The sequence below is a fragment of the Streptomyces sp. genome, from assembly GCF_031181705.1.
Taxonomy (GTDB): Bacteria; Actinomycetota; Actinomycetes; order Streptomycetales; family Streptomycetaceae; genus Streptomyces.
The window spans coordinates 18,891-36,552 of record NZ_JAPSKN010000044.1; the positions used below are offsets into that span (position 1 = coordinate 18,891).

General features: G+C 75.7%; 3 protein-coding genes and 1 pseudogene. All 4 read right to left on the reverse strand.

The genetic code is table 11. The features are described from left to right. Positions 1–22: 22 nt before the first annotated feature. Positions 23–3,142 carry a type I polyketide synthase gene (locus RIN80_RS11730; RefSeq protein WP_309095496.1) on the reverse strand — a complete coding sequence of 1,040 codons (3,120 nt, stop codon included), beginning with the start codon at positions 3,140–3,142 and terminating at the stop codon, positions 23–25. Between the two features lies 1 nt (position 3,143). Next, positions 3,144–9,833 carry a type I polyketide synthase gene (locus RIN80_RS11735; RefSeq protein ID WP_309095497.1) on the reverse strand — a complete coding sequence of 2,230 codons (6,690 nt, stop codon included), beginning with the start codon at positions 9,831–9,833 and terminating at the stop codon, positions 3,144–3,146. Between the two features lie 9 nt (positions 9,834–9,842). Further along, positions 9,843–15,404, reverse strand: a pseudogene (locus RIN80_RS11740) (SDR family NAD(P)-dependent oxidoreductase); the annotation flags it as partial. Positions 15,405–15,466: 62 nt separating this feature from the next. Beyond that, positions 15,467–17,662, reverse strand: a 2,196-nt coding sequence (locus RIN80_RS11745; RefSeq protein WP_309095499.1) for a type I polyketide synthase, incomplete at its 5' end; no start/stop codon positions are given.

Here is a 17,662-nt window from a genome sequence, read left to right on the forward strand (position 1 = left end):
GGAACACGGAATGCGGGCGCCTTCACGCGGGGTCGCCTTCGGCCATCGTGGACAGGATGTGCCGGGCGATCAGCCTCGGTGACGGGTGGCGCAGCACCAGGTTGGCCCGGAGTTTGAGTCCCGTCGTCGCGGCGAGGCGTTTGCTCAGTTCGACCGAGAGCAGCGAGTCGAACCCGAACTGCCGGAACTCCCCGTCGGGGTCCAGGGCGTCGGCCGAGGCGTGTCCGAGGACGGCTGCGGCCCTGTCGAGGACGTGGCCGAGGACGATCGCCTCCGCGTCGGCGCCGGACCGGCCGGCGAGCAGCTCCGGCAGGGAGACCGGGGCCTGGTCGCCGGGGGCCTGATCCGTCGTGGGCAGTTCCACCGTCACGGCCGTGTGCGCGGAGCTCAGCCAGTAGCGCTGCCGGTCGAAGGCGTAGGTCGGCAGATCCACGCGCTGCCGCTCGCCGAACAGGGACTCCCAGCGCACGGCCCCGCCGTGGACGTGCAGTCGGGCCAGTGAGTCCAGCACGGCGTCGGCCTCCCCCCGGTCCCGTCGGGTGGAGGACAGGACCACGGCGTCGTCCAGGTCCTCCACCATCTCCTGCACCGGATACGTCAGTACGGGATGGGGGCTCATCTCCACGAACACCCGGAATCCGTCGTCGAGCAGCTGCCGCACGGAGGTCTCGAAGCGGACGGGTTCGCGCAGATTGGCGTACCAGTAACCGGCGTTCAGCTCCGCGGTGTCCGTCCTCCGGCCGTGCAGGGTGGAGTAGAAGGGCAGCGCGGACGTCTTCGGGCTCACGTCGGCGAGCCGGCCGAGCACCTGGTCGCGGACCCGGGTGACCTGCGGCGAGTGGGACGCGTAGTCCACCGCTATCCGCCGGGCCTGCACGCCCTCGGCGTGCATCTTCTCGACGAACTCGTCGAGGGCCTCCGGTTCGCCCGACACCACCACCGAGCGGGGCCCGTTGACGACGGCGACGCTCACCCGGTCGCCCCAGGGTGCCAGGCGCGTCCGGACCAGGTCCGCGGACTCCGTGACGGACGCCATGCCGCCGTGGCCGACGAGAGCGGTCAGGGCCCGGCTGCGCAGCGCCACGATCCTCGCGGCGTCGCGCAGGGACAGCGCGCCGCACACGTGGGCGGCGGCGATCTCGCCCTGGCTGTGTCCGACCACCGCGGCCGGTTCGACGCCCCAGGACCGCCACAGGGCGGCCAGGGAGACCATGACCGAGAACAGGGCCGGCTGCACCACGTCGACCCGGTCCAGCGTGGGCGCCCCGTCGGTGCCGTGCAGGACGTCGGGCAGCGACCAGTCGGTCCACTCGGCGAGGGCGTCCGCGCACGCGTCGAGGGAGTGCGCGAACGCCGGGAAGGTGGCGTACAGCTGCCGTCCCATGCCGGCCCACTGCGAGCCCTGGCCGGGGAACATGAAGGCGATCCCGCCGAGGTCGGCGGCGGCACCGCGCACCACCCCGCCGGAGTCCGTTCCGTCGCGCAGCGACGCCAGACCGCTCAGCAGTTCCTCCCGGTCGCGGCCGAGGACGACCGCGCGGTGCGCGAAGCGCGAGCGGCCGGAGGCCAGCGACCAGCCGGTGTCGGCGAGGTCCGTGCCGGCGGTGGCGAAGTCGTGCAGCCGGCCCGCCTGCCGTGCCAGGGCCGCGGCGTCCTTGCCCGAGACGACCCACGGCACGAGGCCACCGGTCACGGCCGGGCCGGTGCCGCCCCGCTCCGCCGGCTCCTGCGGGGGCTCCTCCAGGATGACGTGGGCGTTGGTGCCGCTGACGCCGAACGACGACACGCCGGCCAGCCGGGGACCGTCCGGCCTGGGCCACGCGCGCCCCTCCTCCAGCAGCCGGACCGCCCCGGACGACCAGTCGACGTGCCGGGAGGGCGTGTCCACGTGCAGCGTCTTCGGCAGCCAGCCGTGACGCATGGCCAGCACGGCCTTGATGACGCCGCCCACCCCCGCGGCGGCCTGGGCGTGACCGATGTTGGACTTCAGGGATCCGAGCCACAGCGGCCTGTCGCGCTCCCGGTCCTGCCCGTAGGTCGCCAGCAGGGCGCCCGCCTCGATGGGGTCGCCCAGGACGGTCCCGGTGCCGTGCGCTTCGACCAGGTCGACCTGTGCGGCGAGGACCCGCGCGTTGGCCAGGGCGGTGCGGATCACCTGCTCCTGAGCGCGGCCGTTGGGGGCGGTCAGCCCGTTGCTGGCCCCGTCCTGGTTCACCGCGCTGCCGCGCAGGACGGCCAGCACCGTGCGGCCGTTGCGCCGGGCGTCGGACAGCCGTTCGAGGAGCAGCACACCGACGCCCTCCGCCCAGCCGGTGCCGTCGGCCCCGTCCGCGAAGGCCCTGCACCGCCCGGTGGGGGACAGCGCCCGCTGCCGGGAGAACTCCACGAAGATCGCGGGGGTGGGCATCATCGACGCCCCGCCCGCCAGCGCGAGCGAACACTCCCCCGACCGCAGCGACTGCGCCGCCATGTGCAGGGCGACCAGCGACGACGAGCACGCCGTGTCCAGGGACACCGCCGGTCCGGTCAGGCCCAGTTGGTAGGCGACCCGGCCGGACGCGACGCTGAGGGCGCTGCCGTACAGCAGGTGGCCCTCCAGTTCGCCGTGGTGCGCCTCCAGGAAGCGCCAGCCGTACTCGGAGGAGCTGACGCCGGTGAAGACGCCGACGTCGGTGCCGCGCACGTCGGCGGGGACGATGCCGGCCCGTTCGAAGGCCTCCCAGGAGGTCTGCAGCAGCAGCCGGTGGTGCGGGTCGACCGTCAGCGCCTCGCGCGGGCTGATGCCGAAGAACCCCGCGTCGAAGTCCGCCACGCCGTCCAGGAAGCCTCCCTGGCGGGTCGAGGAACGGCCCACGGCGGCGGGGTCCGGGTCGTAGACGTCGCGCCAGCCGCGGTCCTGCGGGAACTCGTCCACGGCGTCGACGCCGTCGCGCACCAGCGTCCAGAGGTCCTCGGGCGAGCAGACGCCTCCCGGGTAGCGGCACGCCATCGCGACCACGGCGATCGGTTCGGCGTGCCGGGCCTTGAGTGCCTCGTTCTCCTGACGGAGGCGGTCGCGTTCCTGCAGCAGGGTGCGCAGTGCGCGCTGCACCCGGTCCGCGTCGTTCGCGCCGTCCGCGGTGCGGTCCGCGAAGTCGTCCATGTCACTTCCCCCTCTCGTCCAGGGCCAGTTCGACCAGTGCGTCGATGTCGAGGCCCGTCAGCGCCGGCGCGTCGGGGCCGTCCTGCGACTCGTGCCGGGTCACGGGACCGGGCCGGGAGGGGCCGGCGCAGGCCAGCACCGGTTCGAGCAGCCCCGCGTCGCGCAGCCTGTCGATCGGGACGGTCCGCAGCACCTCCCGGATCGCGGCGTCCTCGTCCGGTCCGGTCCGGGCCGCCGGGCGCACCAGGCCGGCCAGGTGCAGCCCCAGTTCGCGCGGCGTGGGGTAGCTGAAGACCAGCGTGGTCGGCAGGCGCAGTCCGGTCGCGGCGCCCAGGCGGTTGCACAGTTCGACCGAGGTCAGCGAGTCGAATCCCATGGGCGTGAACGCCTGGTCCGCGTCGACGGCCGTGCCGGAGGGGTGTCCCAGCACGAGGGCGACCTGGTCCCGGACGAAGTCGAGGACGGCGGTCTCCGCCTCGTGATCGGGGAGCGCGGCCAGGGCGGCCGGCAGCCCGGGCGCGGAGGCCCGCTCGGGGGCGGCCGTGCGGGGGCGGCGGGCCCGGCCCGCGTCGGCCAGGTCGCGCAGCAGACCGGGCCGTTCGTCGCGCGGCGCGGCGCGCAGCGCGGCGAGGTCCAGCCGGGCCGGGACGAGGACCGGCTTGCCGAGTGCGCACGCCGCGTCGAACAGGTCCAGCGCGTCGGGGGTCGGCATGGCGGCGACGCCCATCCGCCGTACCCGGGACAGGTCGGCGCGGTCCAGGTGCCCGGTCATGCCGCTGCGCTGCTCCCACCAGCCCCAGCACAGCGACGTGCCGGGGAGGCCGGACGCCCTGCGGCGCACCGCCAAGGCGTCCAGGAAGCCGTTGGCCGCCGCGTAGGCGGCCTGTCCCGCGGCGCCGAGCGTTCCCGCGAGGGCGGAGAACAGCACGAACGCGCTCAGGGGGCGCCCGCGGGTGAGTTCGTCGAGGTGGGCCGCGCCGCCGGCCTTGGCCCGCAGCGCCTGGTCGAGCCCGTCCGCGGTGAGCGCGGCGACGGTGCCGTCGGCCAGCTCCCCCGCCGTGTGCACGACCGCCGTCAGCGGAGAGGGTCCGGGCAGGCCGGCGAGCAGGTCCGCCACCGCGGCCCGGTCCGCGACGTCGCACTCCACGACCTCCACCGTCGCGCCCGCGTCCGCGAGGTCCGACACCAGCGCGGCGGCTCCCTCGGCGGCCATGCCGCGGCGGCTCGCCAGCACCAGGCTGCGCACCCCGCGTGCGGTGACGAGGTGGCGCGCCACCAGCGACCCCACGCCACCGGTCCCGCCGGTGACCAGGACCGTCCCGCCGCCGAAGTCGTCGGCCAGGTCGAGGACGAGCTTGCCGATGTGCCGTCCCTGGCTCATCTCGCGGAACGCGGTGCGCGCGTCGTGGACGGGCCGGACGGAGACCGGGTTGACGTGCAGCCGCTCCTCGGCGAACAGGTCCATGACGGCCCGGAACATCTCCTGGATCCGGTCCGGGCCCGCCTCGTAGAGGTCGAAGGCCTGGTAGGCGACGCCCGGGTGGTCGGCCGCGACCCGGGCGGGGTCGCGGATGTCGGTCTTGCCCATCTCGATGAAGCTGCCGCCGGCGGGGAGCAGGGTCAGCGAGGCGTCGACGTGGGCGTGCGCGAGGGAGTTCAGCACGACGTCCACGCCGCGGCCGCCGGTGGCGTGCCGGAAGACGGTCGCGAACTGCAGGTCCCGTGAGGAGGCGAGGTGGTCGTCGTCCAGTCCCATGGCCCGCAGGGCGGGCCACTTGGCGGGGCTCGCGGTCGCGTACGTCTCGGCCCCGATGTGCCGCGCCAGCTGGACGGCGGCCATGCCGACACCGCTGGCCGCGGCGTGGACGAGGATCCGTTGCCCCTTCTCCAGCCCGGCGAGGTGCACGAGCGCGTGGTAGGCGGTGAGGAAGGCGCCCGGCACGGACGCCGCCTCCGCGTGGCTCCACCCGTCGGGGACGGGCACGAGCAGACGGTGGTCGGCCACGGCCACGCGGCCGAAGGCGCCGGTGAAGATGCCGGTCACCCGGTCGCCCGGGGCCAGGCCCGGCACGTCGTCGGCCACCTCCAGGACGGTCCCGGAGCCCTCGCTGCCGAGTCCGGCGTCGATGGCGGTCCGTTCCACCAGGCCGAGGGCGATGGTGACATCGCGGAAGTTGAGCCCCGCGGTGTGCACGGCGACCCGTACCTGCCCGCTGGTGAGGGGCGCTTCGACCTCGGGGCAGGGGACCCAGGTCAGGTTCTCCAGCGTCCCCCTGTCCGGGATGCCGAGCCGGTGGGGTCCGGCCGGGGGCGGCTGGAGCCGGCCGTGTGCGGGAGTGGCCGGTGCCAGGCGGGGAGCCAGGCACTGCCCGTCGCGCAGGGCCAGCTGGTCCGCGTCGAGGGCGAGCGCGTGCGGGAGGCGCTCCCAGGAGCTCGCCCCGTCGTCGATGTCCACCAGACGGAACCGGCCGGGGTGTTCGGTCCGGGCGGAGCGCAGCAGGCCCCACACGGACGCGCCTTGGAGACTCACGCCGTCCTGTCCGCCGCCGGTGTCCTGGGCCAGGCGCGTGAGGAGGACCAGGGTGGCTCCGGCGCAGCGTTCGTCGGCGAGAAACAGCTGGACCGCGTCGAGAACGCGCAGGCCCGCGTGGCGGACCGCGCCGAGCGGAACGGTGCTCCCGGCCGCGTCGGTGGGGTCGGGGGCGCTTCCGGTGCCGTGCGTGCCGTCGTCGTCCAGGCAGAGGACGATCTGCGCGGGGTCCGCGCCCGTGAGGGCCCCGCCCGACAGGGCGTCCTCCAGGGACGCGCACCGCACGGCGGACGGGCCGGCCGCGGCGGCGGCCCGGGCCGCGAGGCCCTCCCGCGCACCGATGACGATCCGCCTCCCGCCGGGAGCCGTGCCCGCACCGGACGGGACCGGCGTCCACTCCAGTTCGAACAGCGCGGACCCGTGTGCGCCGCGCACCGCGCGGACCTGCTCGGGGCCGGCCGGCCGGAAGGTCAGCGCACCGATGCGGGCGACCGCCCGCCCCTGGCCGTCGGCGACCACCACGGACACGACACCGTCGCCGGCCGGGGAGATCCGCACCCGCACGTCCGGGCCGCAGGCCCCGGCCACGTCGACCCCGCTCCACGAGAAGGGCATCCAGCCCCGGGCACCGTCCACCTCGATGACCTCGCCGGCCACCACCGCGTGCAGCACCGAGTCCAGCAGCGCGGGGTGCAGGGCGAAGCCGTCGGCGGCCGAAGTGCCGTCCGTCCGGGGCAACGTGGCGGTCGCGAAGAGGTCCTCGCCCCGCCGCCACACCTCGCGCAGGCCGCGGAACGCGGGGCCGTAGTCGAAGCCGGCGTCCGCGAAGGAGGCGTACAGCTCCGCGATGTCGATCCGCTGCGCACCGGCCGGGGGCCACACGACGAGCGGCGTCGCGTCCTCGGGGGCCCCGGACTCGGGCGCCGCGGCGGGCGCCAGACGGCCCGTCACGTGCCGGGTCCAGCCACCGGGCGCCGGACCGTCCTCGCCGGAGTGCGAGAACACCTCCAGAAGGCGGCGTCCCGTGTCGTCGGCGGCACCGGCGACGATCCGCACCCGTGTCTCCCCTGAGGCCGCGAGGACCAGGGGCACTTCGAGGGAGAGTTCCTCGACGGCGGGGGCACCGACGCGGCGGCCCGCCGCCAGGGCGAGGTCCAGGTGGGCCGTCGCCGGTACGACGGCCTCGCCGAACACGGTGTGGTCGGCCAGCCAGGCATGGGTCCGCAGGGACCACAGGCCGGTGAGGACGACCTCGCCGGTGCCGGGCAGGTCGACCTCGGCGCCGAGCAGCGGGTGGTCAGCGGCGGTGAGCCCGGCGGCGGACAGGTCCGCCCGGCCCGCGGCGGACCGGAAGTCCAGCCAGTAGCGCTGCCGCTGGAAGGCGTACGTCGGCAGGTCCACCGGTCCGCCCGCCGGGAGCAGGGCGCCCAGGTCCACGTCCACGCCCCGTACGTGCAGCCGGGCCAGCGCGGCGACGAACGCCTCCTCCGGCTCGCGGTCCCGCCGAGACACCGGCACGACCAGCGCGTCGTGCGCGCCCTCGTGGGCGAAGGCCTCCTTGGTGATGCCCGCGAGGGTGGAGCCGGGGCCCACGTCGAGGAAGACGTCCGCGCCGCACTCGCGGGCGTGCCGTACCGCGTCGTGGAAGCGGACGGGTTCGCGCACGTGGCGCACCCAGTGTGTGACCGACGTCAGTTCCCCGGCGGTGGCCTCGCGGCCCAGCAGGGACGAGACGACGGGGATCTGCGCCGCGTCGCCGCCGAGTTCGCCGAGGGACGCCGCGAAGGCGTCCAGGACGGGGTCCATGAGCGGGGAGTGGAACGCGTGGCCGACGGCGAGCGGCTTCGCGGAGGTTCCGTCGGCGACCAGCCGGTCACGCAGGGCGTGGATCTGGTCGCGGTCGCCCGAGACGACGACCGACGCGGGTCCGTTGACGGCGGCGACGCCCACCCGGTCGTACGCGGCGAGCAGGGCCCGCACCTCGTCCTGCGGGGCGCGTACGGCCAGCATCGCGCCCGGCTCCTCGACGGTCTGCATGATCCTGCCGCGGGCGGCCACGAGCCGGGTGGCGCCGTCCAGGTCGAGGGCGCCGCAGACGTGGGCGGCGGCGATCTCTCCGACCGAGTGACCGATCAGCCGGCCGGGGGGCGGGCAGTAGCGCGTGATCAGGCGGTACAGGGCGACCTGGAGGGCGAACAGCGCCGGCTGGGCGATGTCGGTGCGGTCGGCGAGGTCGTCGGCGGGCCGGCCGGACAGCAGCAGGGGCTTGAGGGCGAAGGGCAGGTGGGCGTCGAAGCGGGCGCACACCTCGTCGAGGCTCCGGGCGAAGACCGGGAAGGCGTCGTACAGCCGGGCCGCCGCGCCGGCCCAGCGGGAGCCCTGCCCGGGGAAGAGGAAGACGGTGCCGCCGGGCTCCCCGGCAATTCCGCGCACCACGTCGGCGGACTCGGCGCCCTCGCTGAGCGCCGCGAGACCGCGCAGGAGTTCGTCCCGCTCCTGACCGAGCACCACCGCGCGGTGCTCGAACCGGGCCCGGGTCGAGGCCAGCGAGCGTCCGACGGCGGCGACGTCGGCGCGCGGATCGGCGACGGCGAAGCCGTGCAGCTTGTGCGCCTGCGCCCGCAGCGCCTCGGCCGAGCGCGCGGAGACGATCCACGGCACCACCGTCGTGGCATGCCCTGCCGGGCGACCGGCGGCGGACGCCTCCCCGGGGGGTGCTGCCCCGGCCGGTTCGCGGCCGGCAGGCCGGTCCGCAGCGGGCGTCACCTCGGCGGGGGCCTCCTCCAGGATCAGGTGCGCGTTGGTGCCGCTGGCGCCGAAGGCGGACACCCCCGCCCGCCGGGGCCGGCCCGGGGCACTGGGCCACTGCATGGCCCCGGTCAGCAGTTCCACCGCACCGGCCGACCAGTCCACGTGCGTGCTGGGGCGGTCCACGTGCAGGGTCTTGGGCATCGTCCGGTGCCGCATCGCCATGATCATCTTGATGACCCCGCCGACGCCGGCGGCCGCCTGAGCGTGGCCGATGTTGGACTTCAGCGACCCCAGCCACAGCGGCCGGTCGCGGTCCCGGTCCTGCCCGTAGGTGGCGAGCAGCGCCTGCGCCTCGATCGGGTCGCCCAGCTTCGTACCCGTGCCGTGCGCCTCCACCACGTCGACCTCGCTCGCCCGGACCCGGGCGTTGGCCAGCGCGGCCCGGATCACCCGCTGCTGCGCCGGGCCGTTCGGCGCGGTCAGGCCGTTGGACGCGCCGTCCTGGTTGATCGCCGAGCCCCGGATCAGGGCCCAGACGCGGCGTCCGTTGCGCCGCGCGTCCGACAGCCGCTCCAGGACCAGGACCCCGGCGCCCTCGGAGAACCCGGCGCCGTCCGCCGTGTCGGAGAACGCCTTGCACCGGCCGTCGGGCGCCAGGCCCCGCTGCCGGGACATCTCGCGCAGGACCTGCGTCGTCGCCATGACGGTGACTCCCCCGGCGAGGGCGAGCCCGCACTCGCCCTGCCGCAGCGACTGCACCGCCTGGTGGATCGCCACCAGGGACGACGAGCACGCGGTGTCGGTCGACACCGCCGGTCCCTCCAGACCGAGGACGTAGGCGACGCGTCCGGACGCCACGCTCAGCAGTGAGCCGGTCTGGCCGTAGCCGGAGATGGCCTCGGGGGTGGCGTGGTGGTCGCCGTAGCCGAAGTAGGCGAGTCCCGCGAAGACACCGGTGGCGCTGCCGCGCAGGGTCCGCGGGTCGATGCCGGAGCGTTCCAGGGACTCCCAGGAGGTCTCCAGCAGCAGCCGCTGCTGCGGGTCGGCGGCCAGCGCCTCGCGGGGGTTGATGCCGAAGAACTCCGCGTCGAAGTCGCCCGCGTCGGGCAGGAAGCCGCCGGAGCGCGCGTAACTCGTGTTGGGCCGGTCCGGATCGGGGTCGTAGAGGGCGTCCAGGTCCCAGCCGCGGTCCTCGGGGAGGCCGGCCACCGCGTCGCGGCCCGAACGCACCAGGTCCCACAGCTCCTCCGGGGACGCCGCCCCGCCCGGGAAGCGGCAGGCGGCGCCGACGACCGCGATGGGCTCGGCGGCGGCCTCCGTCAGCTCCTCCAGCCGTCGGCGGGTCTCGATCAGCTCGATCGAGGTCCGCTTGAGGTAGTCGAGAACCTCGGCGTTGTTGTCGTCACTCATCGCTCTCCCCTAGCCGAGCTCTTGGTCCAGCAGCGAGAGAAGCTCGCCGGCTGAGGCCGTACTGATCCGGTCGGTGATGCCGATCACCGGTCCCTCGCCCGCCATGGCGCGGACCCGGCCCTGCACCTGGCCCACCAGGGCGGACAGGGTGGCCCTTTCCTCGTCCGCGAGGGCGGGGAACTCCTCCTCCAGCCGGGCGCCCAGCCGCTCGATCTCCTCGGCCAGCCGGTCGGCCGGTGTCCGCTGCGGACCGGCGGGGGCGGGCGTGAGGCTGTCGATCAGGAACCGCGCGAGGGCCTGGGGGTTCGGGTGGTCGAACGCGAGCGTGGCGGGCAGCTTCAGGCCGGTCACCGCCGACAGCTTGTTGCGCAGTTCCAGCGCGGTGAGCGAGTCGAGGCCGAGGTCGCGGAACGCGACGGTGGGTCCGACCTGTTGACCGTCCTCGTGCCCGAGGACGAGTGCGGTCTGCGCCCGCACGACGTCGCGCACCACCGCCTCCGCCTCGGCCGCCGGCTTCGACAGCACCAGCTGCGCGAGTTCGATGCCGTGCGTCTCCTGCCGGTCCGGACGGTCCGTGCCGGCCGACGGCGCGGGCAGATCGCGCAGGAGTGGCGAGAGGGTGCGGCCGGTGTGCGCGGCGCCGGGTCCGGGCAGGTGCAGCCGGGCGGGCACCAGCACCGGCTCGTCCCGGGCGATCGCCGCGTCGAAGAGGGCGAGGCCCTCGTGCGACGGCATCGGCGACACGCCCTGCCGTTGCAGGCGCACGAGGTCCGCCTCCCCGAGCCCGGCGCCCAGTTCGCTGCGCTCGGCCCAGTAGCCCCAGCACAGGGCGGTGCCGGGCAGCCCCTGCGCCCGGCGGGTCTCGGCGAGGCCGTTGAGGAAGGCGTTCGCCGCCGCGTAGCCGGCCTGTCCGGCCGTCCCGAGCAGGCTCGCGATCGAGGAGAACAGCACGAACGCGGACAGGTCCAGGTGCCGGGTGGCCTCGTGCAGGTGCCAGGCGCCGTGCGTCTTCGGAGCGAGCACCGCCTCGACGCGGTCGCCCGTCAGCGACTCGACGACGCCGTCGTCCAGGACGGCGGCGCAGTGGATCACCGCGGTCAGCGGGTGCTCGTCGGGGACGGCGTCGACCAACGCGGTCACCGCCGCGCGGTCGGTGACGTCGCAGGCCACCACCTCGACATGGGCGCCCGCCCCGGTCAGCGTGGCACGCAGTCCGTCCACCGCCGGGGCCGTCGCCCCCCGTCTGCTGGTGAGCAGCAGGCGGCGCACCCCGTGCCGCTCCACGAGGTGGCGGGCCAGCATCGCTCCGAGGCCGCTGGTGCCGCCGGTGATCAGCACCGTCCCGGGCCCGAGGGCGGGGCGGTCCCGGTCCGCGCCGGGTGAAGGGGGTGCGGCTGCCGGGTGGGTGAGCCGGGGAGCGGTCACGGTGCCCGCCCTGATGCGGAGCTGGTCCTCGCCCGTGGCGGCCGCGGCCGGTATGCGGGCCCAGGAATCGGCGCGGCCGTCGGTGTCCAGGAGCGTGAACCGGCCGGGGTGTTCCGTCTGCGCGCTGCGCAGGAAACCCCAGACCGCCGCCGCGGCCGGGTCGGTGCGGGACCCCCGGCCGTCCTGGAACGCCTCACGGGTGACGACCACCAGGCGCGACGCGGAGAACCGGTCGTCCAGGAGCCACTCGCGCGTCCACCGCAGCACCCGGTGGAGCCGGTGTCCGGCGGCCTCGGGTGGAGTGTCCCCGTCGGCCCCCGCGCCGTCCGGCACGGCGAACACGACCGGGGGTGTCCCGGCGCCGGAGGCGGCGAGTTCGGCCGGTGTGGCCAGGACCGGCCCGCCCCGTGCCAGGGACGCGGTGAGCGCGTCCGGCTCGCCCAGCACGGCGTACCGGCCGATCTCGTGCGGCGAGGACGGTGCCGGAACCCAGTCCACCCGGTACAGGGCGTCGTGCCGGCCGGAGCCGGACTTCGCCGGCTTCCCGGTGTCCACGGGCCGCAGGGTCAGCGACTCGATCCCGCCGGCCGGTGCCCCGGTCCGGTCCGCGAGGACCACGGACACCGTGTCCGGTCCGGTGGAGGTGAGTCGGACGCGCAGCGCGCCGGGGCGGGCGGACCCCAGGCGGACGCCCCGGAACCGGTACGGCAGCCCTCCCTGAGGGGTGCCGTCGACGGCCGGTGCCAGGTTGCTGGCCAGCAACGCGGCGTCGAGCAGCGCCGGATGGATCCGGAAGCCGCTCGCCTGTTCCGCCCCGCCGACCGCCGGCAGCTCCACCCGGGCGAAGAGCGCGCCGTCGGCCTGCCAGGCCTCCTCCAGGCCCCGGTACAGGGGTCCCGGCGCGAAGCCGAGGGCGGACAGCCGGGCGTACGCCGCCTCGCGGGACACGCCGGCCGCGTCCGCGGGGGGCCAGGCTGCGAGGCCGTCGGCCCGCGGGCTGACGCCGGTGTCGGAACCGGCGAAGCCCGAGGCGTTCCGGGTCCACCCGGCTTCGCCGTCGCCGCGCGAGTGCACGCCGATCACGCCGTTGCCGTCGACGACCACGCGGACCTCGCGCCCGGCGGGGCCGGACAGCACCAGTGGTTCCTCCAGGACGAGTTCGTCGACGACGTCGCGGCCCGCCCGGTGCGCGGCCCACACCGCCATCTCCAGCAGCACCGTGCCCGGCACCACGGCGGTGCCGTGGACGAGGTGCCCGGCGAGCCACGGATGGCGCTCGGGCGACAGGAACCCGCGGCCCACCACGCCGCCGCTCTCCGCGTCGTCCGGCAGGTCGATCACGGCGTCGAGGAGCGGATGGTCCGACAGGGAAGCGGTGACGGCCTCGCGCGGCGTGTCCAGCCAGTAGCGGTGCCGCTGGAACGGATAGGTGGGCAACTCCGCCCAGGCACCGTCCGGTTCGGGCAGGGCCGCGGGCCACGACACGGGGACACCCGCCACGAAGGCCTCGGCCGCCGACCGGTACAGCCGCGCGAACCCGCCCTGGCCGCGGCGCAGCGAGCCGGTCGCCACCCGGGGAGCTCCGGCGGTGTCGTCGAGCATCTGCTGGATGTTCACCATGAGCAGCGGGTGCGGGCTGACCTCGACGAAGGCTCCGTGGTCCGCCGCGAGCAGGCTCCTCATGGCAGCGTCGAAGCGGACCGGCTCCCGCATGTTGCGGAACCAGTAGGCCGCGTCGAGTTCCGAGCCGTCGAGGGTCGCACCGGTGACGGTCGAGTGGAACGCCACGGGTGAGGACACCGGCCGGATCGGAGCGAGCTCGTCGAGGAGCGGCTGCTCGAAGCGGTCCATCAGCGGCGAGTGGCCGGGGACGCCGGCCGGGATCGGGCGTGCGCGCACCCCCTGGGCCTCGCAGGCCGCCACCAGTTCCGCGACCGCGTCGGCCTCCCCCGACACGGTCGTGGAGTACGGCCCGTTGACCGCCGCGATCGCGATGCGCGGCCCCCACGGCTCCATCAGCCGCCGGACCCGGTCCTCGGTCGCCACGATCCCGGCCATGCCGCCGTCCTCGGTGGCGGTGGCCAGGAGCCGGGACCGTACGGCGACGATCCGGGCCGCGTCCGGCAGGGACAGGGCGCCCGCCACGCAGGCTGCGGCGATCTCGCCCTGGGAGTGGCCGATCACGGCGTCCGGCTCGACGCCCAGCGCACGCCAGACCCGCGCCAGGGACACCATCATCGCGAACAGCACGGGCTGGACCACGTCGATCCGGTCCAGGTCGGCCGCCTCGGGGCCACCGCACACGGTGTCGACGAGCGACCAGGAGATCCACGGCTGGAGCGCCTGGGCGCAGGCGCGCAGCTGCTCGGCGAAGACCGGGCTGGTCTGCCACAGTTCGCGTCCCATGCCCGGCCACTGGCATCCCTGGCCGGGGAAGACGAGGACCGTACCGCCCAGCGGCCGGGCGACACCGGAGACCACGCCCCGGGGGTGCCGGTCCCCCGCGGCGACGGCCGTCAGGCCGGCGAGCAGCTCGTCGCGGTCCGCGCCGATCAGCACCTGGCGGTGCTCGAACAGCGAGCGGGTCGCCACCAGCGCGTGTCCCACGGCCGCGGCGGTGGGGCCGGCGTCCGCGACGACGCGCTCCCGCAGGCGCAGCGCCTGTTCCCGCAAGGCCTCCTCGGACCGCGCGGAGAGCACCCAGGGCACCGCCGCCGCGTCGGTGGACACCCCTCCGAAGGCGCCGGCCGCGGGCGGGCGGGCCGTTCCGTCCCCCGCCGCGGGGGCCTCTTCGAGGACGAGGTGCGCGTTGGTGCCGCTGACCCCGAAGGACGACACGCCCGCACGGCGGGGCCGTCCCGGCCGGGCGGGCCAGGGCTCGGACTCGGTCAGCAGTTCCACCGCTCCGGACGTCCAGTCGACGTGCGGGGTGGGGCGGTCCACGTGCAGCGTCCGCGGCAGGACGCCGTGCCGCATCGCCATGATCATTTTGATGATGCCGCCGACCCCGGCCGCGGCCTGGGTATGACCGATGTTCGACTTGAGCGATCCCAGCCGGAGCGGTTCGCCGGGCTCCCGGTCCTGCCCGTAGGTGGCCAGCAGCGCCTCCGCCTCGATGGGGTCGCCCAGCCTGGTGCCGGTCCCGTGGGCCTCCACCGCGTCCACCTCCCGGGGGGCGAGATGCGCGTCGGCCAGGGCCGCTCGCACGACCCGCTGCTGCGCGAGCCCGTTCGGCGCGGTGAGACCGTTGGACGCGCCGTCCTGGTTGACGGCCGAGCCCCGGATCAGTGCCCAGATCCGCCGCCCGTTGCGCAGCGCGTCCGACAGCCGCTCCAGGACCAGCACACCCGCGCCCTCACCCCAGGCGGTCCCGTCGGCCGACTCCGCGAACGACTTGCACCGCCCGTCGGCGGACAGGCCCCGCTGCCGGGAGACCTCCACGAACAGGCCCGGGCTCGGCAGCGCCGACACCCCGCCGGCCAGCGCCAGCGCGCACTCCCCGGAGCGCAGGGAGCGCACCGCCTGGTGGACGGCGACCAGCGAGGACGAGCAGGCCGTGTCGGTGGACACCGCCGGCCCCTCCAGGCCCAGGACGTACGCCACCCGGCCCGAGGCGACGCTGGTGTACGTCCCGGCGATCCCGAAGCCCTCCACCTCGGGCGCCGTCCCACCGCCCAGCCGGGGACCGTAGTCGACCCCGTAGATACCGGTGAACACGCCCGTGTCCGAGCCCCGCAGGGTCGTGGGGTCGATCCCCGCGCGCTCCAGGGCCTCCCAGGAGGTCTCCAGGATCAGGCGCTGCTGGGGGTCCATCGCCAGCGCCTCGCGCGGGCTGATGCCGAAGAACGGCGCGTCGAACTCCGCGAGCGAGGCGAGGAACCCGCCCCGGCGCGTGTACGTCCTGCCGGACGCCTCGGGATCCGGGTCGTACAGCGCCGCCACGTCCCAGCCGCGGTCCGCCGGGAACTCCCCCGTCGCGTCCACACCGGCGGACACCACGTCCCACAGCTGCTCGGGCGACGTCACCCCGCCCGGGAAGCGGCACCCCGCGCCCACGACGGCGACGGGCTCGCGAGCCGACTCCTCCAACGCGCGCACCCGCTCGCGCAGTTCCTGCGCGTCACCGACGGCGCGCCGCAGGTAGGACCGGAGCTTGTCGACTTCCTGCACTGGGTCTCCTTCACCGATGACGGGGCGAACGGGCGGTGCTACACGTAGCCGCGCTCGATGAGCGCGTACAGCTCGTCGTCGCTGCGGTCCTCCTGGCTCGTCCCCTCCGGCTCGGCGGGCCGCGCGGCCGCAGGTGGCGCGAGGAGGGAGAGGAGGTGGCGGGCCAGCCGCCGCGGCGTGGGGTGGCTGAACGCGACGGTGGCCGGGAGCCGCACGCCGGTCGCCGCGGTGAGCCGGTTGCGCAGCCGCACCGCCGTCGAGGATTCGAAGCCCAGGTCCTTGAAGGTGCTGTCGGGGCGCGCCGCGAGGTCGCCGGCCGTCGGGCGTGGGCCCTTGGCACCCCACGCGGCGGACGCCTCGGCGCACACGAGGCCGAGGGCGGCCGGTTCGGAGTCCGGCAGGGCCGTCGCCGCGCCCGCTTCGCCGCCCGGGTCGGGGGCAGGGCCCGGTTCGTCGGACGGGGTCAGCCAGTACCGCCGCCGCTGGAACGCGTAGGCGGGCAGGGCGACCCGGCGCGGCCGGTGCGGGGCGAACAGCCCCGTGAAGTCCACCGGCGCTCCACGCACGTGCAGTTCGGCGAGCGAGGCCAGCAGGTCCGCCTGGCTCCCGTCCTCCTTGTGCAGGCTGCCCACCATCACCGGGGAGACCGCGAGCGCGTCGGCCGTCTCCGCCATCGCCACTTCGAGGACCGGATGGGGGCTGACCTCCACGAACACCCCGGCGCCCGCGCGCATCAGGTGTTCGACGACCTCGCCGAACCGCACCGTCGAGCGCAGGTTGTCGTACCAGTACGCGCCGTCGAGCGGCCGCGTGCCGAGCGGCCCGCCGGTGACGGTGGACCAGAACTCCACCTCGGGTGGTCGTGGTGCGAGGTCCGAGGCGGCCGTGCGGAGCCGCTCCCGGATGCGCTCGACGTGGTGGGAGTGCGAGGCGTAGTCCACCTTGACGCGCCGCACCCGCACGTCCTCCTCGGCGGCCCGCGCGGCGAACAGCTCCAGCGCCTCGTCGTCGCCGGAGACCACCACCGACGCCGGTCCGTTGACCGCGGCCGTGGACAGCCGCCCGGGCCACCGCCGCAGCCGTTCGCGCACCCACGCCGGGGACGCGGACACCGCGCTCATCCCGCCGGTGCCGGCCAGTGCGGTCAGTTCGCGGCTGCGCAGGGCGACCAGCCGCGCCGCGTCCTCCAGGGAGAGCGCGCCGGCCACGCAGGCGGCGGCGATCTCGCCCTGGGAGTGCCCCACCACCGCGTCGGGCACCACACCGGACGAGCGCCAGACCCGGGCCAGCGACACCATCATCGCGAACAGCGCGGGCTGGATGACGTCGACCCGGTCCAGTGCCGCGGCCGGTTCGGCGGCGGTCACCACGTCCACCAGCGACCAGTCCACCCACGGCGCCAGGGCCCGGGCGCAGGCGTCGATCCCGCGCGCGAACTGTGCCGACTCCGCGTACAGCCGGCGGCCCATGCCGAGCCACTGGGAGCCCTGCCCGGGGAAGACGAACACGACCGGTCCGGGCGGGCCCGGGGCCGTGCCCCGCACCGTCCGTTCCGTGCCGGAGCCGGCCGCCAGCTGGTCGAGGCCGGCCAGCGCCGCGTCGCGGTCGCCGCCGAGCAGCACCGCCCGGTGCTCGAACGCGGTCCGGGTCGTCAGCAGCGAGTGGCCCACGTCGGCGGTGGTCAGGGAGGCGTCGGCGGCGACGAACTCACGGAGCCGGAGCGCTTGTTCGCACAGGGCCGCCTCGGACCGGGCCGACAGCACCCACGGCAGCACCTGCGAGCCGCGCGGGCCCGGTCCGGTGTCCGCGGCGCGGGCCGTGGGCGTCCGGGGGGCCTGTTCGAGGACGACGTGGGCGTTGGTCCCGCCCATGCCGAACGACGACACGCCGGCCCGTCGCGGCCGTCCGGGTGCGTCCGGCCAGGGCCGGGCCGTGCCCGGGACCTCGAAGTCGCGGTGGAAGTCGGCGATGGCGGGGTTGGGCGACGCGAAGTTCAGACTCGGCACCAGCAGGCCGCGGTCCACGCACAGGGCCGCCTTCACGAAACCGGCGATGCCCGCTGCGGGCTCCAGGTGCCCGACGTTCGTCTTCACCGAGCCGATCGTCAGGGGCCGGCCGCGGCCGGTCGCCCGGAACACCTCGCGCAGGCCGGACGCCTCGGCCGGGTCGCCCAGGCGTGTGCCCGTGCCGTGGGCCTCCACGTAGTCGACGCTGTCGAAGGGGACGTCCGCGCG